Annotated in this window: 23 protein-coding genes and 1 pseudogene; 8 read left to right on the top strand and 16 right to left on the bottom strand. The window is 38.5% G+C overall.

Annotated features, from left to right (window positions below; genetic code table 11):
• Positions 1-213: 213 nt before the first annotated feature.
• The gene (locus J2Y03_RS03930; protein ID WP_310190845.1) at positions 214-1,281 is read right to left on the bottom strand and encodes an alkene reductase; all 1,068 of its coding nucleotides are present in this window, start codon (positions 1,279-1,281) and stop codon (positions 214-216) included.
• A gap of 127 nt (positions 1,282-1,408) precedes the next feature.
• On the opposite strand from J2Y03_RS03930, the gene J2Y03_RS03925 reads away from it, so the two are divergent.
• Both J2Y03_RS03925 and J2Y03_RS03920 read left to right on the top strand, forming a co-directional pair.
• Positions 1,409-1,717 (top strand): ArsR/SmtB family transcription factor, encoded by a 309-nt coding sequence (locus tag J2Y03_RS03925; protein ID WP_310190843.1) that lies wholly within the window; start codon positions 1,409-1,411, stop codon positions 1,715-1,717.
• Between the two features lie 88 nt (positions 1,718-1,805).
• Positions 1,806-1,982 (top strand): annotated as a pseudogene (locus tag J2Y03_RS03920) (thioredoxin domain-containing protein); the annotation flags it as partial.
• A gap of 332 nt (positions 1,983-2,314) precedes the next feature.
• Here the strand turns inward: J2Y03_RS03920 and J2Y03_RS03910 are convergent.
• From J2Y03_RS03910 to J2Y03_RS03895, 4 genes are all read right to left on the bottom strand, one after another.
• Entirely contained in the window at positions 2,315-2,590 is a 276-nt protein-coding gene (locus tag J2Y03_RS03910) for a reverse transcriptase (RefSeq protein WP_310190840.1), read from the bottom strand.
• Positions 2,591-2,866: 276 nt separating this feature from the next.
• The gene (locus J2Y03_RS03905; RefSeq protein WP_310190837.1) at positions 2,867-3,763 is read right to left on the bottom strand and encodes an RCC1 domain-containing protein; all 897 of its coding nucleotides are present in this window, start codon (positions 3,761-3,763) and stop codon (positions 2,867-2,869) included.
• 407 nt (positions 3,764-4,170) lie between these two features.
• Complete coding sequence (locus J2Y03_RS03900; protein WP_310190836.1) at positions 4,171-4,494, bottom strand: hypothetical protein; 324 nt, start codon at positions 4,492-4,494, stop codon at positions 4,171-4,173.
• Between the two features lie 539 nt (positions 4,495-5,033).
• Positions 5,034-5,306, bottom strand: a complete 273-nt coding sequence (locus J2Y03_RS03895) for a hypothetical protein (protein WP_310190833.1) — start codon at positions 5,304-5,306, stop codon at positions 5,034-5,036.
• An 843-nt stretch (positions 5,307-6,149) separates the two neighbouring features.
• Between J2Y03_RS03895 and lspA the strand changes: the two genes are divergently transcribed.
• Both lspA and J2Y03_RS03880 read left to right on the top strand, forming a co-directional pair.
• Entirely contained in the window at positions 6,150-6,587 is a 438-nt protein-coding gene (lspA, locus tag J2Y03_RS03890) for a signal peptidase II (protein WP_310190830.1), read from the top strand.
• Between the two features lie 402 nt (positions 6,588-6,989).
• Entirely contained in the window at positions 6,990-7,454 is a 465-nt protein-coding gene (locus tag J2Y03_RS03880; protein WP_310190829.1) for a YfmQ family protein, read from the top strand.
• A gap of 118 nt (positions 7,455-7,572) precedes the next feature.
• Here the strand turns inward: J2Y03_RS03880 and J2Y03_RS03875 are convergent, their stop codons facing one another.
• The 6 genes from J2Y03_RS03875 to J2Y03_RS03850 form a co-directional block, all read right to left on the bottom strand.
• Entirely contained in the window at positions 7,573-9,543 is a 1,971-nt protein-coding gene (locus tag J2Y03_RS03875) for an oxidoreductase (protein ID WP_310190826.1), read from the bottom strand.
• Between the two features lie 244 nt (positions 9,544-9,787).
• The gene (locus J2Y03_RS03870; RefSeq protein WP_310190824.1) at positions 9,788-11,074 is read right to left on the bottom strand and encodes a PucR family transcriptional regulator; all 1,287 of its coding nucleotides are present in this window, start codon (positions 11,072-11,074) and stop codon (positions 9,788-9,790) included.
• Between the two features lie 306 nt (positions 11,075-11,380).
• Positions 11,381-11,872 (bottom strand): OsmC family protein, encoded by a 492-nt coding sequence (locus tag J2Y03_RS03865; RefSeq protein ID WP_310190822.1) that lies wholly within the window; start codon positions 11,870-11,872, stop codon positions 11,381-11,383.
• Positions 11,865-13,046 (bottom strand): cobalamin-independent methionine synthase II family protein, encoded by a 1,182-nt coding sequence (locus J2Y03_RS03860; protein ID WP_310190821.1) that lies wholly within the window; start codon positions 13,044-13,046, stop codon positions 11,865-11,867. The genes J2Y03_RS03865 and J2Y03_RS03860 overlap by 8 nt, the downstream gene beginning before the upstream one ends.
• 97 nt (positions 13,047-13,143) lie before the next feature.
• The gene (locus tag J2Y03_RS03855; protein ID WP_310190819.1) at positions 13,144-13,971 is read right to left on the bottom strand and encodes a phosphate/phosphite/phosphonate ABC transporter substrate-binding protein; all 828 of its coding nucleotides are present in this window, start codon (positions 13,969-13,971) and stop codon (positions 13,144-13,146) included.
• Positions 13,972-13,990: 19 nt separating this feature from the next.
• Entirely contained in the window at positions 13,991-15,118 is a 1,128-nt protein-coding gene (locus tag J2Y03_RS03850) for an acyl-CoA dehydrogenase family protein (RefSeq protein ID WP_310190816.1), read from the bottom strand.
• A gap of 257 nt (positions 15,119-15,375) precedes the next feature.
• Here J2Y03_RS03850 and J2Y03_RS03845 point away from each other — a divergent pair, with 257 nt between their 5' ends.
• Together J2Y03_RS03845 and J2Y03_RS03840 are read left to right on the top strand one after the other, a co-directional pair.
• A complete protein-coding gene (locus J2Y03_RS03845; RefSeq protein ID WP_310190814.1) occupies positions 15,376-15,687 on the top strand; it encodes a transposase in 312 nt (103 codons plus the stop codon).
• A gap of 26 nt (positions 15,688-15,713) precedes the next feature.
• Positions 15,714-16,562 carry an IS3 family transposase gene (locus J2Y03_RS03840; protein ID WP_310190811.1) on the top strand — a complete coding sequence of 283 codons (849 nt, stop codon included), beginning with the start codon at positions 15,714-15,716 and terminating at the stop codon, positions 16,560-16,562.
• A 75-nt stretch (positions 16,563-16,637) separates the two neighbouring features.
• On the opposite strand, the gene J2Y03_RS03835 is transcribed toward J2Y03_RS03840, so the two are convergent.
• The 3 genes from J2Y03_RS03835 to J2Y03_RS03825 all read right to left on the bottom strand — a co-directional run bounded on the left by J2Y03_RS03835 (position 16,638) and on the right by J2Y03_RS03825 (position 19,157).
• The gene (locus J2Y03_RS03835) at positions 16,638-17,837 is read right to left on the bottom strand and encodes a DUF2812 domain-containing protein (protein WP_310190808.1); all 1,200 of its coding nucleotides are present in this window, start codon (positions 17,835-17,837) and stop codon (positions 16,638-16,640) included.
• Positions 17,830-18,150, bottom strand: a complete 321-nt coding sequence (locus J2Y03_RS03830) for a PadR family transcriptional regulator (protein ID WP_310190806.1) — start codon at positions 18,148-18,150, stop codon at positions 17,830-17,832. The genes J2Y03_RS03835 and J2Y03_RS03830 overlap by 8 nt, the downstream gene beginning before the upstream one ends.
• 314 nt (positions 18,151-18,464) lie before the next feature.
• Positions 18,465-19,157 carry a VCBS repeat-containing protein gene (locus J2Y03_RS03825; protein WP_310190805.1) on the bottom strand — a complete coding sequence of 231 codons (693 nt, stop codon included), beginning with the start codon at positions 19,155-19,157 and terminating at the stop codon, positions 18,465-18,467.
• A gap of 220 nt (positions 19,158-19,377) precedes the next feature.
• Between J2Y03_RS03825 and J2Y03_RS03820 the strand changes: the two genes are divergently transcribed.
• The gene (locus tag J2Y03_RS03820; protein ID WP_132090669.1) at positions 19,378-19,869 is read left to right on the top strand and encodes a hypothetical protein; all 492 of its coding nucleotides are present in this window, start codon (positions 19,378-19,380) and stop codon (positions 19,867-19,869) included.
• Positions 19,870-20,092: 223 nt separating this feature from the next.
• On the opposite strand, the gene J2Y03_RS03815 is transcribed toward J2Y03_RS03820, so the two are convergent.
• Together J2Y03_RS03815 and J2Y03_RS03810 are read right to left on the bottom strand one after the other, a co-directional pair.
• Positions 20,093-21,223 (bottom strand): NADH-dependent flavin oxidoreductase, encoded by a 1,131-nt coding sequence (locus J2Y03_RS03815; RefSeq protein ID WP_310190803.1) that lies wholly within the window; start codon positions 21,221-21,223, stop codon positions 20,093-20,095.
• 16 nt (positions 21,224-21,239) lie between these two features.
• A complete protein-coding gene (locus J2Y03_RS03810) occupies positions 21,240-21,995 on the bottom strand; it encodes an IclR family transcriptional regulator (RefSeq protein WP_310190802.1) in 756 nt (251 codons plus the stop codon).
• A gap of 256 nt (positions 21,996-22,251) precedes the next feature.
• Here J2Y03_RS03810 and J2Y03_RS03805 point away from each other — a divergent pair, with 256 nt between their 5' ends.
• Complete coding sequence (locus J2Y03_RS03805) at positions 22,252-23,193, top strand: aldo/keto reductase (protein WP_310190800.1); 942 nt, start codon at positions 22,252-22,254, stop codon at positions 23,191-23,193.
• Positions 23,194-23,251: the final 58 nt, after the last annotated feature.

Raw genomic sequence — 23,251 nt, 5'->3', positions numbered from 1 at the left:
CATACGCTCTATGGCATTATGACAGCACATGGACGTTTGATACTTTCACCAAAAAGAAGAATCAGAAGCACCTAAAGCAGCTAATTTACCTAACCGCAGCTTAATTTATTTTAAGATATCTTTTAAATGGCATTGGGTACTACCACAAAAAGAAAAAATAAGATGTTTAGCGAATGAACAAAATCTGGAGTGCCATATAGATTCCATCTTTACTTACACAAGTGTCCCCAAATGCTTATTTACATCATATTCAATTAATTCTTCACCATTTTTGATACGATGCAGAAAATCAGGGTTGGCAAGGAGAGGACGACCAAATGCAGCAATATCGATTGTACCCTCTCGCAATGCTTGTTCAGCTATTTCCTGATTTAAATTACCTACCCCGATGCTGACACCATCCCAGTATTTTCGAACTAGTTGATGCAGCGTTTTCCCATCAGCAAACACTTCCGTAAAGTCCATCATAGCAGTAGATGGGTGGATCATTTTCACTCCCACTTCTTTGAAAGCCTCGGTAAATGTGCGAATTGCTTCTTCTGGATTCTCCATAATTTTGTCAGAGTACCCGTCTTTCATAAGCGAAAAGCGGATTAGCGTGCGATCCGCACCAATCGCATTAATGACAGAAGCTAATACTTCTTTCATAAAAGTAAGGCGTTGTGCAAAATCACCACCATAGCGGTCAGTTCTTTTATTGGTGAGATCAGAGTTAAATTGATCGATTAGATAGCCATGAGCCCCATGGATCTCTACTCCGTCGAAGCCAGCCTTTATCGCATTTTTCGCCGCTTGCGCAAATTGACGGACAACTTCCTGAATGTCTTCTATCGACATCTCCTCAGGCACGTCATAGGGCTTGCGAAAACGATGAACTAAACCTTCTGCTTGAATCGCTGATGGAGCTTGTGGAGGTAAACCACCAGTTAACTCGTGATGGGTGAGTCTTCCCACATGCCAAATCTGGGCAATAATCGTGCCCCCTTCGGCATGTACGGCTTCAGTCACTTTTTTCCAGGCTGCAATTTGTTCTGAGGAATACAAACCTGGGACCCCCGGGTTCCCTTTCCCTTGTGGGCTGATGACTGTTCCTTCTGTAATAATGAGGCCGATGTTATCTGCCGCGCGTTTCCGGTAATATTCGACCACATCTGGACCTACAACACCCGTCTGGTCGTCAGCAAAACAACGTGTCATCGGTGCCATAGCCGTACGGGTTCTTAAGTTCCAAGATCCAAACTGAACAGTCTCAAATAGTTTTTCCTGTACTGATTGTTTCATTGTGTTTCCTCCTGTTCTATATAGCGCTGCACCATATAATTCTATTTTGTTTCTTTATTTATTCGTTTTATTGTTCGATAACAATCGAACAATTGAACATTACCACATCTTATGATATCATGCAACTATGAGAACACTATTTCATCCGAATCGCTCAGATATTCAATTAACATCTGTATTATACGCATTAAGTGACCCCATAAGGCTGAGTATTGTCAATAACTTAGCATGTGGCAAAGAACTAACTTGTGGTGCTTTTGATATATCTATCGCTAAATCAACATTTTCTCACCATATTAAAGTGTTAAGAGAATCCGGAGTGATAGAAATAAGAATAGAAGGGAGGCAACGTTTCATCTCGCTGCGGGCTAATGACTTAAATGATCGTTTTCCAGGATTACTAAAGTCAATTCTAACAGCAACTAAACCTTTTTAAAATTCTACCCAACATTAACAAAAATGGGCTTAGAACAGGCAATCAGTATTGATCCAGAATAGCTTCGGAAAAAGCACTTGAAGGGCGTGATCATGCAGATCCTTTATTCACTTTTTTAAAAGGACAGAAAAAAGGAGTTCTATCAAAAATTATTAAATGGAATTTCACAAAATTTCTTGTGGACCGCAATGGTCAAGTTATTAAGCGCTATGCACCCGCGACCCAGCCAATCAAAATTGAGAATGATTTAATTAAATTATTGTAAGATCCTTCTTCTTAAAACCAATCTAGTATATTTAGATATTTCTTCAATTAAAATTGTAAGTAAGGTAATCTTCGAGAAAGACTTCATAACGTAAAAAAACAACTACGCTTGCAATCTATGAAACAGCAAGTGAATTCAATAAATTTTATTAAAACGTCCTTAAACCATTTGGTTTAACTTATCCTCAATACTTGGTTCCAGTGGCCTTATGGGAAGATGATGGAGTAACGGTAAATTAAAATTGGTCCAATTATTAATTGAGTAGGAGGCTAACCATTAATTGATTAGCCGACCTCTCACACCACCGTGAGTACGGTTCCGTACACGGCGATTCAACCCTTTAAGTATCTATGCTCATAGAGTATGGTCATATCTCTGAGACCCCATTTTATGAGCCTTTCTTTTGTTATTGCTTGATGAATAATTTGACTACAAGATAAACGCAAGTATCCCTTTTGTGAATTGGCAAGTTTCATTGCTTCATCATGATTAATTCCATACCTCCGAAGCATTCGATATCTTGTTTTAGGTTTCTTCCACCTTTTCCAAATAAGCTGTCTTAGTCGATGGTTTAACCATTGTTGGGTATTGTATATGAATTTCTTCATATTTGATATTCCTCAATAATTAATCCAACCTATATTTTAAACTAGCTAATAGTTTGTCAATATTTTTCAATGAAAACTTGTTTAAGTTAAAATATTTAAAATCTATTTCACTCTTACCAATTTTCTTTAAATGTGTTGTTCAACAATCTGGCCCTAAAATGAAAAATGAGCGCTTATCCTTGTTCCAGGATTGCGCCCTTTAATGTAATAGCCATATTTCTGAAGCAATGCTCATTAACTCAATCAGTTGTCCTTTGGCTTGTTGTTTTAAAAAAACTAATTACCAGGCAGTTGGATGCTGCGCCAGCCGCTTACATCGCATTGGCCATATTCATTATCACCCACAGTAACCACCGTGCCGTCCGATTTAAGACCGAGAGTATGAGCGCAACCCGCCGCGACCGCCACAATATCGCGCCAGTCACTTACACTGCATTGGCCATGCTTATTCAAACCCACAGCCGCCACCGTGCCGTCCGATTTAAGACCGATGGTATGATTACTACCCGCCGCTATCGCCACAATACCGTGCCAGCCGCTCACATCGCATTGTCCTACCTTATTTTGACCCACAGCAACCGCAGTGCCATCCGATTTAAGCCCAACAGTATGAAGATAACCCGCCGCAACCGCCACTATGTCGCACCAGTCGCTTACATTGCATTGGCGATACCTATTATTACCCACAGCCGTCACCATGCCGTCCAATTTAAGACCGATGGTATGCCAGTCACCCGCCGCGACCGCCACAATATCATGCCAGCCGCTTACATTGCATTCACCTTCATTATTTCGGCCCACAGCTACCACCGAACCATTCGATTTAAGCCCAATGGTATGTCTCCAACCCGCCGCTACCGCTACAATATCGTGCCAGTCGTTTACATCGCATTGGTCATGCTTATTCCAACCCACAGCCGCCACAGTACCGTCAGATTTAAGACCGATTGTATGAGCATTACCCGTGTTCGTCGCCATATGAACATTACCAGCCGCTACCGCCACAATTTTGAGCCAGCCTCTTACATTACATTGGCCATATTTATTATCACCCACAGCCGTCACCGTGCCGTCAGATTTTAGACCAACGGTATGACGACGACCCGCCGCTATCGTATCTTTTGGCCACCGTTTCACCTTTAGCGCCGCTTCTTTCGGTGAAATGTAATCCATGTTTTACCTCCTTGAATATAAGCTACCCTGCAGTTACCTGACAAGTATATGTAACTTTACGGTTGCTCGTCAAATGTAAGTAACTGTATGATTGTGTGATAAAGAACCATATCTAACTGTTCTTTTAGCTTATTCCATATATGGCCCGATTGTTGAATAAGAGCTAAAGACGCTTCTTCAATTAAACTCCCGTTAGTTCCAAACCCAACAAAGTGTATAAATATTAATATCTATTTATTTGTTTGAGAATTAATTAATACGGACAAACTTTATATCAATTAAAGCTAGAAACAAAATTAATTAGTTTGGTCAAAGTATTAGGCAACTTCCCGACATCTTTTACCATCACCTTAAAGATAATATAACTTTGCTAAAACACCTAAAAAACAAAGTTTTCGATACAAGCATTATTTATTGAGTAAGATATTTTCTAATGTCTGTGCATTTTCTTTATCCAAAGTTCCAAACCCTTCATTTACATTGTTACTAATTATGGTTACAGTATCATTACTTTGATTGAACCAAATCTGGTATTCAAATAATCTTTCAGGCATATTCTCATCATACTTGAAAAACAGGGTGGCCTTTACATCTTCTTTTATTGCCATTTTTGGTTCAACATTTGGTTCCCACTTAACTTGTTTAAATGCTTTTCTTAATACATCTACTGTTTCTAGATCCGTAATCATGAAAGCTTCTTCATAGCTTTCATCTGCCTTAACTCCTTCCACATCTACTCTCGTAAGTTGATTTAAATCATACTTATTCGGGGTTTATTTGTACAGCCTATTAACATCATTACGAAAATAATAAAGATGACATAGTAGCCATTAGTTTTTTTCGTCATGCTAGAAATGTCATTAACATTCACCTGAGAACCACCTTATCTAGTTTTGCTTACCTTAAAAATCTCCCCATCAATGAGCCAATTATCATTAAAATTAATTTTAACAAATTAAATTACTTCATAATTAGGACACCATTCATAATGGGATTAAAAGAATTGAAATGATTGGAAAAATATTCACCATATTTTTCTCCGTATGTACTTTATTTTCAACAAAAGATCATTTCTCCTTCTCGAAGAAATGTCGGCAGAAAAACTGATATTAATATTAAAGTATTGAACAAGATAGGAGCTTAGCTAGGATATGAAGTGTGAAAATAAACAATTTTCACTAAATAAAGCGCAAGGTACCTCCCAATTTTTCGGTGTGTTCCTACCACTTTTATTGGTATATCTAAATCGCATCAACCAAACCCGTTAGAATTAATCCTTCTGCTTGTTTAGGTGTTTTACGATTAATTCAAGGTTTTCATCAATGTAATTAAGCCTTTCCCTAGCGATAAGTGCCCATTCCATATTTCCCGTCATAGCGGTAAGAAGATGTCTATAACCGGGAGAATATTGGTTATAAATCCGTGAAATAATATAACCTGGTTGAGCTGATACCTCTTCCTTATTATTAATCCGTTCTATGTCTTTGTTTAACCATTCTGGAATCATTTTGGTTGATATATTTATGACTTTTTTATTATACATTTAACTTCCACCTACAATTTTTTAAACATAACTACACTGGAATTAGTTAGAAAATATTTACTGGAGGATAAAAATATAACTCTACCAATTGTTAATTAGGAATTTATTAGGCTAACAAGACCAGTAGTGACAGGTGAACCACAAAAGGCTCTTATTTTTAATGTTATATTTTTTTACTATCTTACTATTTCTTCACCCTTCAACTTTTCAATCAAGAATAATATGTATGAATGTTTGGTCAATATCTCCTTCTCGTAACCCTCCTTTAATTTTTCAAATAGAGTCACAAAATGTTAACGTCCTCAAATATATTCTACATAGATGATTAAGATTCCTTTTTATCATCTAGTTTTAAAACGGCTTTATTACTTCCCAATTTTGACATATAAGAACCGTTTACAATCAAGACAAGTCCACTGTTTAACTTGCTGCCATTTTTGAATTAATCCATAATTATTTGTATTTTCAAATTTTTCCAAGTATCGTTTCCTTGACTTCACATTTTCGTCTGATAAGGGCACAATTCTCTGAGTATTATTCCCTTGTCCTCTTGCTTTTGCCATTCAAGGGAACGATTCTCCTAGTATTGTTCCTTTGCCCCCTTGCTTTTTCCATTCAAGGGAACGATTCTCTTGAGTATTGTTCCAAGCTTGATTAGGGAAAGCGTTTATATGGCAGTATTCACCTCAACAATTTAAGCAGCAGTTTATTTAAAAAAATACTTTTGGCATCAAAGCAGGATAATTATGTTTATATGTTAAATGTAATTAGAAGGTTATTTAACTAACTAGACAGCATTTGCCGTAGAAATGGGTATAATTCTGAAAGAAAGAAGGTCTATATATGCTATTTTATTTAATTGCTATTCTCGTTCTTGTGATGGACCAGCTTTCTAAATATTTAATTCGTACCTACATCGAAATCAATGAAACATTTACCTTGTGGGGAATACAGTTTACACATATCGAGAATAGTGGGATGGCAGGGGGTTTTTTTCAAGGCTATGCTCGGCTCTTCGGAGTTGGTGCTGTCCTGTTCGTAATCGGTGTTATCTATATTCGTAGAACCGGAGAAATGAAGGGGGCTCTCATCGATAGTAGTTTTGGATTCCTAGTCGGAGGAGCAATTGGAAATGGTATTGATCGGTTTTTGTTTGGGCAGGTGACAGATTTTATTCCTCGCTCTGGTGGAATTCTTAACGTGGCCGACCATGCTATTGAGATGGGGGTGATTCTGCTTATTATTTATGGAGTGGTTAGCTGGTGGAAAGAGAAGCGGTAAATTCAATAGAAAAGAAAATGGCAAAATGCAAATTACTATCTTGCAGGTATTGCACGGTTTGAAGGGGATTTAACTTCTGAAAGAACAGAGGAAGGTATCATGGTTGCTTGAAAAAGAGGGTAAACTAGTGTAGACCACCTACAAATCAATAAAAATCAGATAATGCACAAGGTGTTCTATTAAACTACTTTACATCACTGGAAATGGGAAATAGAGTCAGTCCCCCGACAAAGTAAGGCTTTAAAAAATAAGTCGGTTCTCCAAACTAAGTGGTTGGTTAAAATTAATGAGAATTGGATGGTTCGTTACTTTAAAAATTACATTATGATAGTTTGTGATACTCTTAACTCTATTGATTACTAAATTAATCAACGGATCTAATTACGTAAGGAGTCGATATGTATGTCATGGACTGTTGTTCTTTGGGTAGTGGTTGGAATTATTATTAAAATGGTTATGAGTCCACCAAGTGTAATTGTGGGATGGATTGTAGATAAAATTGCACTTCATCCAAAACTTGTATTAAATGAAATTACTGTAACCTATGACGAAAAGCATTTGGAAGAGGAAGAAAAGACTAGATTTACAAACTATTTTAATGAAGCTAGGTTATTAAAACAATATGACGTATTTCCGGGCAATGAAAAATTATTTCTACATCCAGAGACGAATGTTACTCCATTTATGATCAACATAAAGAGAGGCAGGAAAGTTGTTAATATTTTTGTATTTTGTTACGCAGACCACGTTGATGTAGTCAAGCAGTTCAAGAAAAAAGTTGTTTCTTATCGTCTTAGGTCAGATGATTTACAAAAACTTACGATATCAACTAAAACTAAATCAAAATTATTGTCTCAGATTATATAATCGCTTTAGATAAATAAACAAAAAAACTCCTCGTTCCTTTTAACAGAACGGGGAGTTTTTTTCGTCAAGAAGTTTGATAAGCGAATCGACCCAATGTTCTCCTTTATGTGTCCTTCCCTTATTCTATTGCCATGGCAGCATAGAAGCCGGTATGGATAGCGTTGGCGGCCTTGGATACTTTCTCGGCATCTCCGATGACGGTGGTCTTAATATTGTATTGTTTTCTGACGGCATCTGGGAAATCCGTGCTTGGCTTTTGGCCGAATGCGGTGATGACGGTATCAGCTGGAACTAGCTCCACGGTACCATCTTTCTTCTCAATGGTGACGCCAGTTTCATCAACAGAGACTACCTTGCTGTCTGTCAACAGTGTTACATTGTTTTCTGCCAGTTGGCGCATCAGGCTGATTTTATTTATCACCATGACATCCCGTGCACATTCACTTAACATTTCAACGATTGTCACTTGCTTGCCTTCCAGTGCCAATTCTAATGCGGTATCACAGCCGCTCATCCCTCCGCCGCAGACGACGATTTTTTCCCCCTCTACCCCGTTTTGATGAGCATCCACCACGCCCAGTACATGACTACTTTCAATACCAGGAATGTTCGGAACAAATGGAACTGCGCCTGTCGCAACAAAAATTTTATCTGCAGCTTCCAAAATAGGATCATCGACATTAATTTCTGTATTTAGGTTTACTTGGACATTCAGTTTGGATAGTTGTACTCCATACCAAGTGATCAGGTCACGGATTCGTTTTTTAAATGGTCCAGTGGCAATGACTCCAAATGTGCCGCCCAAAGTTTCACTTTTATCATAAACCGTTACGTGATGGCCTTTTAAAGCGGCAACACGGGCCGCTTCCAATCCGCCTGGGCCGGCGCCAATCACGACAATATTTTGTGGTGACGAAGTCTTTTCAATTTGAAAATATTTTTCCATACAAACTTGAGGATTCACGGTACAGCTAATCTGTGTCGTTCTATTAAAGACGCGTCCAATGCATTCCTCATTGCAAAGCAGGCATGGGCGAATATCCTCGCGGCGGTTTTCCATCAGCTTTTTAGGAAATTCTGGATCGGCAATCATTTGACGTCCAAACATCACAAAATCGCAATTTCCTGAATTGACTAGTTGTAAGGCCGTTTCTGGTGTATGGCTTCCTGCATTGAGCAGTGGAATGCTGACATGCTTTCTCGCTTCTTCACAAACATAGCCCATACACGCATCTCCCAAATAGCTAGGAGGGAAGATAAAATCCATTGTTTCATAGGCACCGGCATCGATGTCCAACGCATCCACGCCAGCTTTTTCAAGTAGTTCAATCAATGGCATGCTGTCCTCGATTGTGCGGCCGCCCTCAAATCGGTGGTCCAAAGATATTCTAAATAATATTGGCATGTCCGGACCTACCGCTTCGCGAATCGTTTGAACGGTTTCCACAGCAAAACGGGCGCGATTTTCAAAAGAGCCTCCGTATTCGTCGGTCCGTTTGTTCCAGATTGGAGAAAGGAATTGGTCAATGAGATAGCCGGCATGACCATGGATTTCGATAGCATCAAATCCGGCTTTTTTTGCAAATAGAGCTGCTTGGGCCCAGTCTTTCATAATATCCTTGATTTCTTCCGTGCTCAGCGCGCGGCATATCATTTCTGGGTTGTAAAAAGAAGGGTTTTCAGATGAAGAAATCGGTACACGTTCCCCAATATCTGGCATGCCGTTACGACCTGTTCCCGGGCTGATTTGAGCACAGATTTTCGCACCCCATCTGTGAACTCTTTCACATAACACGGTAGCCTTAGGAATCGCACGATTATTGTCAACGGACATCGTTGGTCCGCCCTGTGCTGTTTTTTCATTGAGAAATTGTGCGCCGATGATAATCATGCCGATTCCTCCACGGGCACGTTCTTCATAATACGCGATGCCTTCCTCGCTTTCTGTCCCGTCCTGCATTGGTGTGAAGGTACCCATCGGAGCCATTACCAATCGATTTTTCAAGGTCATTTTTCCAATCTTCATAGCTTCAAATAGTTTCGCATATTGATTTTCCATCTTAACTCTTTCTAATACGGTAGTAGTCATTTCATTGACTTCCTTTCAAAGTGGATTTCAAATAAGGAGTTTGATGTTAAAAACGGGCAATCGTAAGTGACGATTCTCTTTTCAGAGGAAACCCTGTTAGCTACATTTTATCCCTTATCCAGCCTCGATTCATCGGATAGGAAGACCAATCTTTTCGTTTACTTTGTGCATTAATGCACAAAGTAGAAGGATCTTGTTCATTTTTTGTCCATAATAAGCAATGAACACTTTCTGACTAATGAAGCTATAGCAGCCTTGCCCAGAAATCTTGGTGTTGAGGGCAGGATGGGTTTTCATGGTGGCGCATCGTTTCTGCCACATATCGTAAAGTCATTGCAGCCTTAAGACGCCGAATCACTTCTAGATCATTAATATTCACTCCTGTAATCTCCTCGATTTTTGCAAGCCGGTAGACTAAGGTGTTGCGGTGGATGTGCATTTTGGCTGCCGTCAGGTTCATGTTATTTCCAAGAACTAAATGGGTTTTGAGGGTAAAATAGTAATCTGTTCCTTTTTTTCTATCAATCTCTAACAGTTTTTCAAGCTCTGGCAGGGTATATCCCACCTCGCCAAGTCCTTCTGCTGCATAGGAAGCTACAATTTCCAAATAATACTCATCGAAGAAATACAAATTTTTATCAGGGTGAATAGCATGGCCGACCTCTAACGCCTTTTGTGCACGAAGACGGAAATTGGACCTTTTACCAAGATCATCAAAAACGCCGCTCAACCCACAAAAACATTGATATTTCCCCATAAGCTGCCCGATTATTTGATTCCTGTTTTTAGCTTTATCGCCTTCAGGAAGATCGTCTATAAACAGATATAAATATTCTCCTGTATTCAGATAAAAAGTACCAGGAAATACATCCACGATGGCCATTTGGACATACTGAACCATCGTATTGTTTGGTACGATTGAGGTAATGACAGCCATTTGATAGCCTGGTCGTAGAAGGCTGCTATTTATTAGGTCTGAGCTTCCTTTTTGTTCCTGTTCAGGCATGAGGTCGCGAAAAAGTTCTCTAGTCAACACTTGATGGATGGGATCAAATGCTTGTCCCTCAGCCCGCTGCTGCCGCTCGAACTCAATAGCCAGAGCTTTGCAAAGAATATCATTCACCTCAAGTGCTTCAAGGGCCTGTTCCTGGTCACTAAAAGTGGTGGCACACAATCCTGCAATATGGCCGTTAATCCGGATGGCGGCCGAAGCCTGAGGAACCTCAATCACTCCCCAATCCACAACAATAGATTTTTGATGTTTTTCCAGCAATTCTAAATATCCTAAGCGGCAATATTCTCCGATGACAACTTCAAGTGGGACAATTTTTTTATCAATCATTTCATCAAGGTGAGGGCTGCCTGTGGTTCTATCAAAAGAAGCTGCAATCACCTTGAAAGAGTTATTCACAACGTGAACTGGCATTTTCGTATAGGCAAATAATGCATCCACAATTGACTGTACCCCACCGCCTTGTGCCAGCGCCTCAAAAACAATGCGGTAACAAGTTCCTACATCAATCTTTTGCATCTTTTTGTTTCACTCCTTTAGGAAAACTAGGGAGGGCTCTGCTGGAAATCCCTTCCGTATAGCAGGAATTCTGGGAACAGTCCCTGGATATGTAAGTAGTAGATTTATATTCATTATACTAGAGGATAAGTGCTTTAAATTGGTGCTTATGTGATAATCCTTTGACGAATGATGGTGGGGAACCAATCACAGTAGTCTTTTGCGCTGGAAAAAATTTTTTCGTCTCCTCAAAAGAAGTGAGTATGTAGCAGTATTTTCAAGAAAAAAACCCAATTCAATGGTCGCTAACCTTTTGAATTGGGCTCCTCATATAAGCTTTTTAAATATGACCTCAAGTTCCATCGATCTTTTTAACGTATTGTAAATAGGGGAATAATGAAGCGCCTTGGAGCAAAAATCATCAAATTCATTGTCCTCAAGATCAACAAATAAAAAAACAGTTACGGTTATTTTTCTGATAAACGGTTCTTCATCATACCCTTTTACACCAACCAAGGATAGCGGGTTTTCCAGTGAAAGGTTCAAAACCCCTTCCATTTCTTCAATCATTGAACCCCTATTTTTCGACTGCTCTAAGAGCGTCAATAGTATGCTGCTTAAAACTGATCCTGCGAAGTATTCAAGACTGCTGATTTGTTGGTATTCTGAGTCAATGCTTATTTGCTTTTCTATTTGAAAGCTGTTTTTGTTTGTAAAAATTTTGACAAATGAGAGATCATTTGATGTCCCCCTAAAGCTCATATCGAAAATCCTGGATTCATATAGCGTGTTGATTTCATCTTTCGACCGACTATTCATATTTACTCCTGAGTATAGAACCCGCTTCTGTTAATGAGCGTATTTTGCACGAGATGTTCTCAAGTATGTTAACTGGTCTATTTGAGAAGGTTGCAAAACCGCAATCAGGATTTAGCCATACTCTTTCCTTTGGAAGATAAGTTATTGCCTCTTCAGCTCTAGAAAGGATGGAATCCACTGTCTCGATTTCATCTGTACGTGGGTTGATCACTCCTAAACCAAGTGCTGTATGGTCTATGTTTCTTGAATCAGCCAATAATGAACTTAGCTCACCTGCCCTTGGTGTTGAGAATTCGAGTGCTAAAAGGTCCGGATTCACCTCAGCAAATAACTCAAGCAGTGGAGTATATGGACCTTTCAATAATATACTCTCATCCTTGCTCCAGTTACCTCTGCAGACATGGAGAGAAGCAACCGTCTTTCTTCTATTTATATGCCCGATAATCTGTCCAATCAAGGAACTGGCAAATTCAAGCTCCTCTCTAGGATCCTTTCTCTCGGAAAGTGCTGCGCACATAAATGATCTTGGCTTTCCTTCTGTGAAAACAACCTCAGTCAGAACCGGTTCATCTAATTGAATCACATCAACCCCTATATTCATAAGATTGTCTATTTCTTCCTTCATGATTTTTATAACATCTTGACCCAGTTCTTCCTTGCTTCCATAAACTTTACCAGAGAGATTAGGGAGCCACATCGATCTGGTAAGCAGATAGGGACCCGGCATGGTAATCTTAATTGGTTTGTTCGTGAACTTCTTCATCGTCCTAAGCTCATTTGCAACAATATCACCCTTGTAGCTCAACTTACCGACACAAATGGCATTTTTGATACTGACAGCCGGGACATCAAGGGTGGTCAAAATGTCCTCAAAAGCTTTTTTATCCTCAATATAATCGAGCATTTCACTCATGCTCATCATTCTAACTCCGCCAATTTTATCGGAAACAAAGGACACATAGTTATCCCGTCCAATCTCTCCACTTGTGATGATATCAATCCCTAAATCCTCCTGAAGCTTAATGACCTTTTGGGTTTCCCCCTCAATAAGCTTGTTGAAGACATTTGGTTCAATCGTTCCTTTTCTGATCATTCTAAGGGCGCTTAGAACCTCTTTTGATCTTGGCATACTTCCTATTAAGGAAGTGGGAAATAGCGGTAATGGCCTTTTCATGTGTTTCACCCCCCAAAATGGATATAAATAGGTAAAAGAGAAGCGGTGGAAAAAACCACGCTTCTCTTTTAATTGCTGTTTTTAAATAATGGCCGTGTTAAACTTGACTGTTGATTAAAGAATTTAGATAGTCATTGGCTTCACATAATTGCTGAAATCCTGTGATTCTGCCTTCTACCCATTCCTTCAAACCTTCCATATCCATCATCTTCTTATGGGCTTCATTGGTATAGTCCATTCGATGGAGCACCTTTTGCCATTCTCTGTACCTTTCAGTTGAAAACTCAGGATGCGCGACGAAAATACAGTGGTCAAACAAAGCCGTTGTATCTATGCATACCAATTGATTTTCATCAATCGTGCCATCCTTCTTCCAAGCTTCCCAGTTCAAATCAAGCGTGACAGAGGCGTCTACAGTTCCTGCCATTAATGCTCTAATGGCATCAAGCTCTCCTCCTATGTGGTCTCCATGGAGGCCGACGCCAATATCAAACCGTTTCTCCGTGTAGTCCGCTCCATACTCAAGTCCATTTTTATACAAATGGTTGATTGGGATCAATCTTGCTTGAGGAGAGTCCATGGCTCCAAAACCAATCGTCCTGCCCTTTAGCCCATCGAGATTGGTTATGCCGCTGTCTTTTCTGACAATGAAGCAGGTCTTTCTGTCTCTGTCCGTATCTCTCATTGATCCCATCTGGCATTTTCCATCGGTTCTCGTATAAGCGTCCAACCAAGCCAGAGGAGAATTCCAGGCGATATCAATCTCTCTGTTCATTAGACCGTCAACCTGGGCTCCATAATCCTTATAGAAGAAACATTCGATTTCAAGCCCTTCCTCTTTGAAAAAATCAGCTAGGATGCCCCAGATCACTGTAACCCTTGGATCATAAATAACAGCCCCGACTTTTATTCTATCGTTACTCAATGAGTTCACTCCTTATTTTTTATGGAATCATCTGACCTGTTAATGCTTTTCCAAGCCAAATAGCCAGAACGTCGGCACTTGGAGCCATAATTTGACCGGCATAGGCATCTCTCAGAAGTCTTTCCGTAGGGAGTGACTTATTGTAAGCTTTCCCTCCACCCACTCTCATGGCAAGCCTTCCACATTCGATTGCAGCTTCTGAGGCAACGATTCTTGCCGCCAGAATCTTGGCGAGTGCATCCTCTTCTCCGTTTGCACCTGCTCTGGCAGCTTCTAGCGTGATTGCTTTTGAGGCTGCCGCAGTTTTGTATATATTTCCAATATGCACTTGGACTGTTTCAATATTAGCAAGTGTTTTTCCATCCGGATATTGCCTATCCACCACATGGTTCTTGGCTATTTCAAATAGATGCATGGCAGTACCGCTGTAAACTGCTGCAAGCCCTGTGACGAAGAATGGTGCTACCACGTTAAATACCTGCTCTTCGCCTGATCCTTCTGCTCCAATGCGGAAGGACGAGTCCAAAGTCACATTATCTATGTGCATCGGACATGACGAATTGCCTCTCATTCCAAGACCTTGCCATTTTGATATTTCAAAGGTCAATCCTTTTGTTTCTAATGGGAATACCCAGTTGTTTATTTTTCCTTCTTCAACAGATGGTGCAAGAACGAGATAGTAGGATGCATATGTAGCAGAGGTTACCATGCTCTTACTTCCGTAAAAAGTTGTGTAGTCCCTGTTAACCTCGATGGTCATTTCCGATATATAAAAGTTGGTTCCTGTTCCGAATTCGCTGTAGGCTAAAGCCAAGAATTTCCCATTTTCTACAACGTCTGTAAAAATCTTTTTCTTTAGTTCGTCACTTCCATGAGTTTGAATGCACATCAACGCGACATTGTGCATCATGTAGCAAAGTGCTGTAGTGGAGCAACTCTCTGCAAATGCGAGACAGACTTGAGCATGCTCTTCAAGCCCTTTGCCAAGTCCGCCATATTCTACAGGGATAAGCAGTTTTAAAAAGCCCTTTTCACCTAGCTTTTTGAAAGATTCTTCAGGGAATTTCGACTCCTTGTCAGTCAAATCCGTATAAGGCAGTATGTAGGACCTTGCAAAATCCTTGCCTTCAAGAAAAACATTGTTCAAATCATTCTCCTCCTAGTATAAAATTTTTTATCATGTCCTATAAAAATCTATTATTTTAATTAAATATTATGTTAGGTATTTCCACTATATTTTAAAAAAACAGTGCCACGCCCCGAAAAAACAGTGCCTGCCACTCCCCAAACAATGTCGAAGTTATCGACAAAAAGCGGGTGGTGACAGTGGTTGACCCCCTTATAATAGACATATAGAGTATGATGAAGATACGACATATTTGAGTTTATTGGGGGAGGAAATACATGAGAAAAAAACAAGCATCCCATAGTAGTGTCGAAGTTAAGTTGGATGCAGTGCGTCAAGTGCTGGAAAATAAAAGGTCCGTGGCTGAGGTTGCAAGCGAACTAGATTTACATCGGGATACAGTGAATCGGTGGGTAAACACTTTTAAGGATAATGGTGAGAAGGGACTTGTAAACCCACGCTCTATTTCGCAGCCTTCTCAGTCCAAGGACATCAAGCGAATCCGTGAGTTAGAGAAGGAATTAAAAGAAAAAGAGATGGAGAGCGAAATCCTAAAAAAGTTCCAGGCCTTTCTCAAAGGGAACGAATAAGCAAGAAATTCGAAGCGATTTCTTATTTGAGAAAGGATTATCCAGTCAATCTTTTATGCCAAGTCCTTGGGGTTTCCGCAAGTGGATATTATGCATTTATAAAACGTCCAAAGCGTCAAGCTTCTGGAGAAGACCGCCAAGATTTAAAACAGATAAAAAGGATATATTTCCTTCACAAGGGTACGTATGGAGCTAAAAGAATAGCCCAATTTTTAAAAGCGGAAGGCATCATAATAAACCATAAAAAAGTAGCTCGCCTCATGAATGAATCCAATTTGAGAGCCATGGTGAGGCACCCAAAAACTACTCATGAAACGAAGGATCAAGCCGCTGGCTTTGTTTATGACAACTTATTAAATAGGAATTTTGATGCCGTTCATCCTAATCAAAAATGGGTAACAGATATGACAGAAGTGTTGATGGGACAGGAAAAGTTGTATATTTCTGCCGTAATGGATTTATTTAATCGTGAAGTGATTGCCTTTGAAATGAGTTCAAGCCCTAATAAGGACTTGATTAAGGCCACCATCCAGGCAGCACAGAAAAAGCGAAAACTTGATACATTGGATGGTGTACTTATCCACAGCGATCAAGGAAGTGTGTACAGATCTAACATGTATCGCAATCTAAGTAAAGAGCTGCACTTCATACCAAGTATGTCACGGAAGACAAACTGTTGGGATAACGCTGTCATTGAGAGCTTTTTTTCGCAATTGAAAACTGAATTCCCTTGTTTTTATCCCAACAGCCCAATTGATTCTTTTCAACAAAATTTAAAGAAATATATTCGTTATTACAATGAAAAACGAATCCAAAAAAGAATGGGATTCGTTTCTCCTAAAATGTATTATTTTAATTACCAAAATGCATCATAAATGTCGAATTCACCAATGTCTATTTTTCGGGGGCTTGACCACAGGCACTGGAATTTAACTATAATTCTACGAACTTTATTCAATGATTAACTTAATCTTATTTTCTATGTTTTCTATTACTGTATTTATATTCGCATACCCATAATAACGAACATGTATGACTGCTTTTCCTTTAGAAGCAAATACCTCTTTCATCGCCTCTTCCTCATGAACAATCAAAAGATCAAAAGTTGGATGCTTTGTTTTAACAAAATCTTCATCACTATATTCATAATTATATCTTTTTATTAAATCAGAAATTAGATTATCCGCCATACTTGGTATACTAAGCTGATAAACTCTTGTATGAATACTTGGTGAATATTCACCGCTCCCGTCCTCCCACATTTGTCCCGGTACCACACCGTTTTCATCTGATTCATATTGTATTGGTGCAAATGGGCTCCAATCATATGTATATCGGTTTCCCCAATCAACATTGTCGCTCATATAGAAAGGTTCCCCACGAACCAAAGCAGGATTCTGCTCTACCTGTGCTAATCTGACAATCGGTAAGTCAAGACTTGCTTCTGGCAATGTTTTCGTTTCACCTTTTACGAGCTGTACGATTGGAAGTATAGCACTCAATCCAACAACAACTGTAAAAAGGAAAGCAATTATAGAATTTAATTGGTAGTACTTCTTCCAAGGAGCACGATGATCAATTGGTATTCCATTAATTAGATCTTTTCGTAAAGCACGAATGGATATGGCTGCTTGTAGCGAAGTATATGCCGTATATCCAATGAAGATGGCTAAAATCGTTTGTTGAATTGCTATCCCCTGAACCAAAATGAAGGTAGGTGTCTCATCAAGAAACCAAATAGCAAACAACATACTAATCATTAAGATCAATGCGATAGCAACGAAACCAGCATTCAAAGCTAATTTCTTGTCCAGTTCCTTTAATGTATAAGATTGCTCGGCAGGGTCTGTATGAATCTCTGGAGCATTACGCTCAACGGGTGACGAATATACGTGAAAATATTTGTTGCTTGTCACATAATCCCATCCACTTTCCGCATACATCTGGATTTGTTCTGGTGTAATCTTCTTTTCTATTGATACATCTATTCTGTACCTCATTTCTTTCCCTTCACCTTTAACAAACTTGACAAATTGTAACCCCAGCTTTTTTAGATGTAATCCCTTAGCTGCCATGTCTGCAAACCAACTTTCATGCTCACCGATTCGCCAATAATCACTGGGACGAAGTTTGTAGACTGTTTCATTCATTCTCATCACCTTCTTCTAAAATGGTTCCGTCTTGAATCATGGCTTTTAATCGACCATACTCTATAAGGAGAGCCTGTTCTCCTTCTGGTGTAATTTGGTAAGTCTTCCTTCTGCCATCATCTTCTGCTAATGAAATAAGACCGTCTTTTTGCATTCGTGTGAGTACTCCGTAAAGTGTCCCCGGCCCCATTATTACTCTGCCATTCGAAACTTCTGTGATTGCCTGCATTAGCTGATACCCATGGTTGGGATGCATTAATGCTAGTAATACATAGTACATTGCTTCTGTCATCGGTCCTCCATTATATGCCATTGCTTACATCCCTCTTTCATTCTTCAAACTATTATGTAACGCGATATTATGCATCACGATATATCGTATAACATAATATTACTTCATAATATTTCTATTGTAAATATGAGTTCCAATTAGAATAGAAAAAAGCTTTCTATACTGATGATAAGGATGTAGATTAATTTGCAAGAAAAAAGGTTTCTCCAGAAAAGAAATGGAGTAGAAAGACATTATACATATATGCAATAAAAACAGCAGCAATTAACTATGTGCTGCTGTTTGTTTATCCCCTCCTGATTATTCAATCTTTCCGAAATTTATGCCTTGCTATCCTAATAACCGAAAATAGCTACATACTGATTTTGCAAAACAAATCTATTATCTAACCAACCTAAAGTATTCAAAACATATCCTAAGGAATCTGCATTATATCTACCAGCAATTTTTTGATACGCCAATAGCTCATACACTTTATTTGAATCAAAATCTACAGGATATAAGCCACTTAGAGGATTTACAAAACCTTTAATTGGACTTTTCAGTTTACCGTTTTTATCATATATTTCATTTAAATACTCAGTATCTCTTGTTGAAATGTCTATCAAGTACTTCTTATTATTGATTTTGCTGACAACTTCCACTTTGTAATGGTCTTGATAGGTAACCTCATATTGATATTGCTCATTAAATACATTGAAATCAAATAGTAGTTGTGGTGTGTTTTCCACAAACGAATAAATATAATGGTACATGATTCCACCACTGCCACCTGTAGCAATACTGATTAAAATATCATCAACTCCATTGCCAGTAAAATCCCCTAAGAATATCGTAGGATTGTAGCCAGCATTTTCTCGAAGTGAAACACTTTTAACGCTGCCAGTTCTTCCATCTTGAACGTGCAGAGTAATATTTTGAGTAAATGGACTAGCTGGAGTCTTTATTCCAGTTAAATAGACATGATCAGGTACTCTATCCCCCGTTACATCACCACTTGCAAACGCAACAACGCTTGGCTGATTCATAGTTGTCCTAGAATAATAGTTATACATAACATACTCCTCTTCACGATGATCATCATTTTCTATCGGTCTTGTTAATCCTTATTAAGTAATATCTAATCACCTTCATCATAAAATTTATAAGGCCAACTGAATTTATATTTGAATATTATACGCTCCCTGCTTTCAAAGTTTCCTGAGGATTGAATTACAATAATGGTTGATCAAAAATGGAGGGGAAAAAATGAAAAAATACGGTTCTTTTTCTGGTACGGTTACGATGATTCAAGATTATTTAGTAGGTTCAGACGAGGAATTAAAAGGATGTTTTAAATTAATGTCCTTATTAGGAGTAGATGGTTCGATCGTAAATTTCGTGATTAGTCCAACCACCTATTTTCTAGATCATGTTATGGTTTCAGTTGGAGACACTGTAACTGGTTTTTATGATGTCAATTTACCTGTCATTCTTATTTACCCGCCACAATATCAGGCCCTCATAATCGTAAAAGATAACACTTATCAAAATGTAAAGGTAGACTATTTTAACAGCCAGCTGGTGAGTAGTGATGGTCAACTACAATTGAATATTTCTAGTTATACCCTTGTTTTGTTACAAAACGATCAACCCTTCACATTGAATCCTGCAAACCGAAATCTGCTTGTTGTTTATGGTCCTGCCACATTTAGCATTCCAGCCCAAACCACTCCCTATAAAATCATTGTTCTGTGTTAGAGCTCTTTGAATTATATCTAATTTAAATTTTTCATAAGTGATAGCCCTTTAATAGAAATAGTTCCAGTTTCTGTTTTTAATCTAACAAGTCGTGCGACTCCCATATGATTCGCACGACTTGTAATTTGCTTCTTACACTTTTCTGCCTAAAAACAGTGCCTGCCACGCCCCGAACAATGTCGAAGATATCGACAAAAAGCGGGTGGTGACAGGCATTGGAATTTTATCGTTCAATAGGAAACCAACCTTCGACCTCTAAAATTAATTTCCATAAAGAAGTTGGGATGACAGCTTGATGCTGTTCGTTTTGATTTAACTGTTGAGAAATCGTTTCTTCTTTATGATTCTGTACTTTTTCAACCCAATGCGGATCAACAATTAGTGCTCGTCCAATCGCCACAAAATCTGTTTTTCCTTTTTCTAATAGGAGTGCTGCATCATCAGGCGTATGAATACTACCTACACCAATTAACGGTACACGTTGATTAATATATTCAGCAATTAATTCGGTACGTGATTTTTCACTCACAATACCTCTACGTGGTTTTGCCCACGCTTCGGTTGTTGCAATATGAAGATAATCAATATCTGCTCTAATTAATTCATCTATCAGCTCAAAGGTTTCTTTCATAGTGATTCCCGGCGTTTCCGGTTCCTCTGGTGAAAAACGATAACCAATTAAAAATGGTTTTTCTGCATACTCATTAATCACTTTTTTTACTTCTTCTATTAATTTTAATGAAAATAAAAGTGGATTTTCAAATTCATCTTTTCGTTTATTTGAATGTGGTGAAACAAATTGTTGAATTAAGTAACCACTTGCCCCATGTAATTCAACACCATCAAACCCAGCTTCGATCGCTCGACGTGTTGCCTCACCAAAATCAGTAATAATATCGTATACTTCTTCAGTCGTTAATGCTCTTGGTGCTTGTTTAATGCTATAAAATCCACGGTCTTCAAGTGGAGCCACGCTACTTGCACTCACGGTTTCCTCATTTGGAATAAGTCTTGGGACGGCTAAACGGCCGCCATGATAAAGTTGAACGACTCCTTTCGCACCGCCAGAGTGAAGAACATCTGCTAACTTGGAAAGACCTTCAATTGTACCATCATGATCAATGCCCATTTGCCCATCGAAACCTTTACCATTTTTCGAAACATATGCACATGCCGTAATTACTGTACCGACACCATTTGCACGTTCGCTGTAATAATTAAGTTCTTCCTGCGAGACATAGTCATTCTCGTCAGCAGAAAAAGTTGTCATTGGTGCCATCATGAGACGATTTTTCACATGAACACCACTTTTAAATGTATAATCATGAAATAATTTTTGATAGTTATCCTTCATTTTTAATTCTCCTAGATTAATGAATATTTTCTAAAGCTTCGATTTCCTTCGTAATGGCTTCACTACCTATATTAAGCTTTTGGGCAATGTATTTTATATTACCGCGTGAAATTTGTTCTGCGGGTGCAGCAATCGCTAAGGCAGCAATAACTTTTTTATGACGAAATACAGGAACGGCTACACAACGGATACCGACGATCCGTTCCTCATCATCAAATGCATAGCCTTCTTGACGAATTACCTTTAAATGATAATGAAATAGTTGAGAGTCTTGGAATGTATTTTCCGTCGCAGGTTCGAGTGACATTTTACCGAATAAAGGCGCTAACTGTTCTTCCTCTAAATGGGCCAAAATGACTTTACCTAAAGCCGATTGATGCAATTTTGAACGGTTTCCGATTTCTTCGTCTGCTGACTTTTTAAAAGGAGCATGTAATACCTGAGTCATGACAAGATCGGTACCATCCACTTTGCCTAAATAGGTACTCATTTGCAAATTTTGTGCTACTTGATAGATGGAATGTAAAGAGGCCCAATCCTTTTCGGATCGTTTTTCAAAACTGTCACAAAACATTTTATGATTTATTAAATATTGAGTTTGAATTTTATAGATATAATTCATCTCTTCTAACGTTGTTAATAATCGAAATGCCGTAGATTTACTTAAGTTGAGTTGATTCATCACTTCTCTCAACGTAATCCCTTGATATTGTTTGACTAATTCTAAAACAAGAAGTCCTTTTTTCAGTGTTGATACTTCATTGTTTGCCATTTGCTCACCTCATCTTCTACTAGTATAAATCCTTATACTTTTTGACTCAAACTATGTAGAAGGAGTTTCATTATATGAAACTATTAAGATGGTAAATAAAAGCATGTTTTTGGAAGCAATAAATGAAGGGAGGTTTTTTCGGATTTCAAATAGGATAGTCTAGAAAGTTTCAATAAATGAAACTTGAACGAAATAATTTGTGGATTTTATTTTTTGTCATTATGATTAGGCTAATAAATGATAGGAGGAAAAAGACATGAAATATACAACATTAAAAAATACAGAACTAAGAGTATCAGAGATTGGACTTGGTACTAATGCAGTTGGCGGGCATAATTTGTTTCAAAATTTAATTGAAGCGGACGGTAAAGACTTTGTAAGAGAAGCATTGAACAATGGGGTAAACTTTATTGATACAGCTGATATTTATGGTCTTGGACGTTCTGAAGAATTAGTAGGTGAAGTATTAAAAGAATTTAAACGAGACGACTTTGTGATTGCAACAAAGGGAGCGCAACATTGGTTTGCAGATGGTTCTGTAAAAACAGACAATCGTCCTGAATATTTACGAGAAGCCGTTGAAAAGAGTTTACAAAGATTACAATTAGACTATGTAGACTTGTATTATTTACACTTCCCAGACAATGAAACACCTTTTGCTGAATCAATTGGTGAATTAGCTCGTTTAAAAGAGGAAGGAAAAATTCGTGCAATTGGGATTTCGAATGTTTCAATTGAGCAATTAAAAGAGGCGAACGCTCATGGTGATATTTCCGCATTACAATCACCATATAATATGTTAGATCGATCAGCAGAAGCCGAATTATTACCATATTGTGTTGAAAATAATATTTCCTTTATTCCATATGGTCCATTAGCATTTGGATTACTGGGTGGTGGCTTCACAAAAGACTTTATGTTAGATTCACAGGATTGGCGCAATTCTATTCCTTTATTTCAAGGTGAGCAATTCAAGCAAACACTTGAAACAGTAGACAAATTAAAGGAAATTGCTACTCAAAAGGAAACTTCTCTTCCTAACTTAGCGCTAGCTTGGTTACTTGCTCAACAAGGTGTTGATGCCGTTATTCCGGGAGGCAAAAGGAAAGAGCGAATTCTTGAAAACATTCATGCGAGTGAAATTATTTTATCAAAGCAAGAATTAAATATCATTAACGATATTCTACGTAACAACTAATGGAATAAATTACAACAAAAAAGTGCCAGGCACCAGCCATAAAATTGGAAGGTGCCTG

The sequence above is a fragment of the Neobacillus niacini genome (assembly GCF_031457145.1).
GTDB classification, from domain to species: domain Bacteria; phylum Bacillota; class Bacilli; order Bacillales; family Cytobacillaceae; genus Neobacillus; species Neobacillus niacini_J.
The sequence above is the reverse complement of the archived record's forward strand: the minus strand, read 5'-3'. Positions and strand labels throughout refer to the sequence as shown.

Coding starts and splice junctions, on each gene's coding strand:
- J2Y03_RS03930 (WP_310190845.1), bottom strand. CDS start 1,281: ATGAAACAATCAGTACAGGAAAAACTATTTGAGACTGTTCAGTTTGGA.
- J2Y03_RS03925 (WP_310190843.1), top strand. CDS start 1,409: ATGAGAACACTATTTCATCCGAATCGCTCAGATATTCAATTAACATCT.
- J2Y03_RS03910 (WP_310190840.1), bottom strand. CDS start 2,590: ATGAAGAAATTCATATACAATACCCAACAATGGTTAAACCATCGACTA.
- J2Y03_RS03905 (WP_310190837.1), bottom strand. CDS start 3,763: ATGGATTACATTTCACCGAAAGAAGCGGCGCTAAAGGTGAAACGGTGG.
- J2Y03_RS03895 (WP_310190833.1), bottom strand. CDS start 5,306: ATGTATAATAAAAAAGTCATAAATATATCAACCAAAATGATTCCAGAA.
- lspA (WP_310190830.1), top strand. CDS start 6,150: ATGCTATTTTATTTAATTGCTATTCTCGTTCTTGTGATGGACCAGCTT.
- J2Y03_RS03880 (WP_310190829.1), top strand. CDS start 6,990: ATGTCATGGACTGTTGTTCTTTGGGTAGTGGTTGGAATTATTATTAAA.
- J2Y03_RS03875 (WP_310190826.1), bottom strand. CDS start 9,543: ATGACTACTACCGTATTAGAAAGAGTTAAGATGGAAAATCAATATGCG.
- J2Y03_RS03870 (WP_310190824.1), bottom strand. CDS start 11,074: ATGCAAAAGATTGATGTAGGAACTTGTTACCGCATTGTTTTTGAGGCG.
- J2Y03_RS03865 (WP_310190822.1), bottom strand. CDS start 11,872: ATGAATAGTCGGTCGAAAGATGAAATCAACACGCTATATGAATCCAGG.
- J2Y03_RS03860 (WP_310190821.1), bottom strand. CDS start 13,046: ATGAAAAGGCCATTACCGCTATTTCCCACTTCCTTAATAGGAAGTATG.
- J2Y03_RS03845 (WP_310190814.1), top strand. CDS start 15,376: ATGAGAAAAAAACAAGCATCCCATAGTAGTGTCGAAGTTAAGTTGGAT.
- J2Y03_RS03835 (WP_310190808.1), bottom strand. CDS start 17,837: ATGAATGAAACAGTCTACAAACTTCGTCCCAGTGATTATTGGCGAATC.
- J2Y03_RS03830 (WP_310190806.1), bottom strand. CDS start 18,150: ATGGCATATAATGGAGGACCGATGACAGAAGCAATGTACTATGTATTA.
- J2Y03_RS03825 (WP_310190805.1), bottom strand. CDS start 19,157: ATGAATCAGCCAAGCGTTGTTGCGTTTGCAAGTGGTGATGTAACGGGG.
- J2Y03_RS03820 (WP_132090669.1), top strand. CDS start 19,378: ATGAAAAAATACGGTTCTTTTTCTGGTACGGTTACGATGATTCAAGAT.
- J2Y03_RS03815 (WP_310190803.1), bottom strand. CDS start 21,223: ATGAAGGATAACTATCAAAAATTATTTCATGATTATACATTTAAAAGT.
- J2Y03_RS03810 (WP_310190802.1), bottom strand. CDS start 21,995: ATGGCAAACAATGAAGTATCAACACTGAAAAAAGGACTTCTTGTTTTA.
- J2Y03_RS03805 (WP_310190800.1), top strand. CDS start 22,252: ATGAAATATACAACATTAAAAAATACAGAACTAAGAGTATCAGAGATT.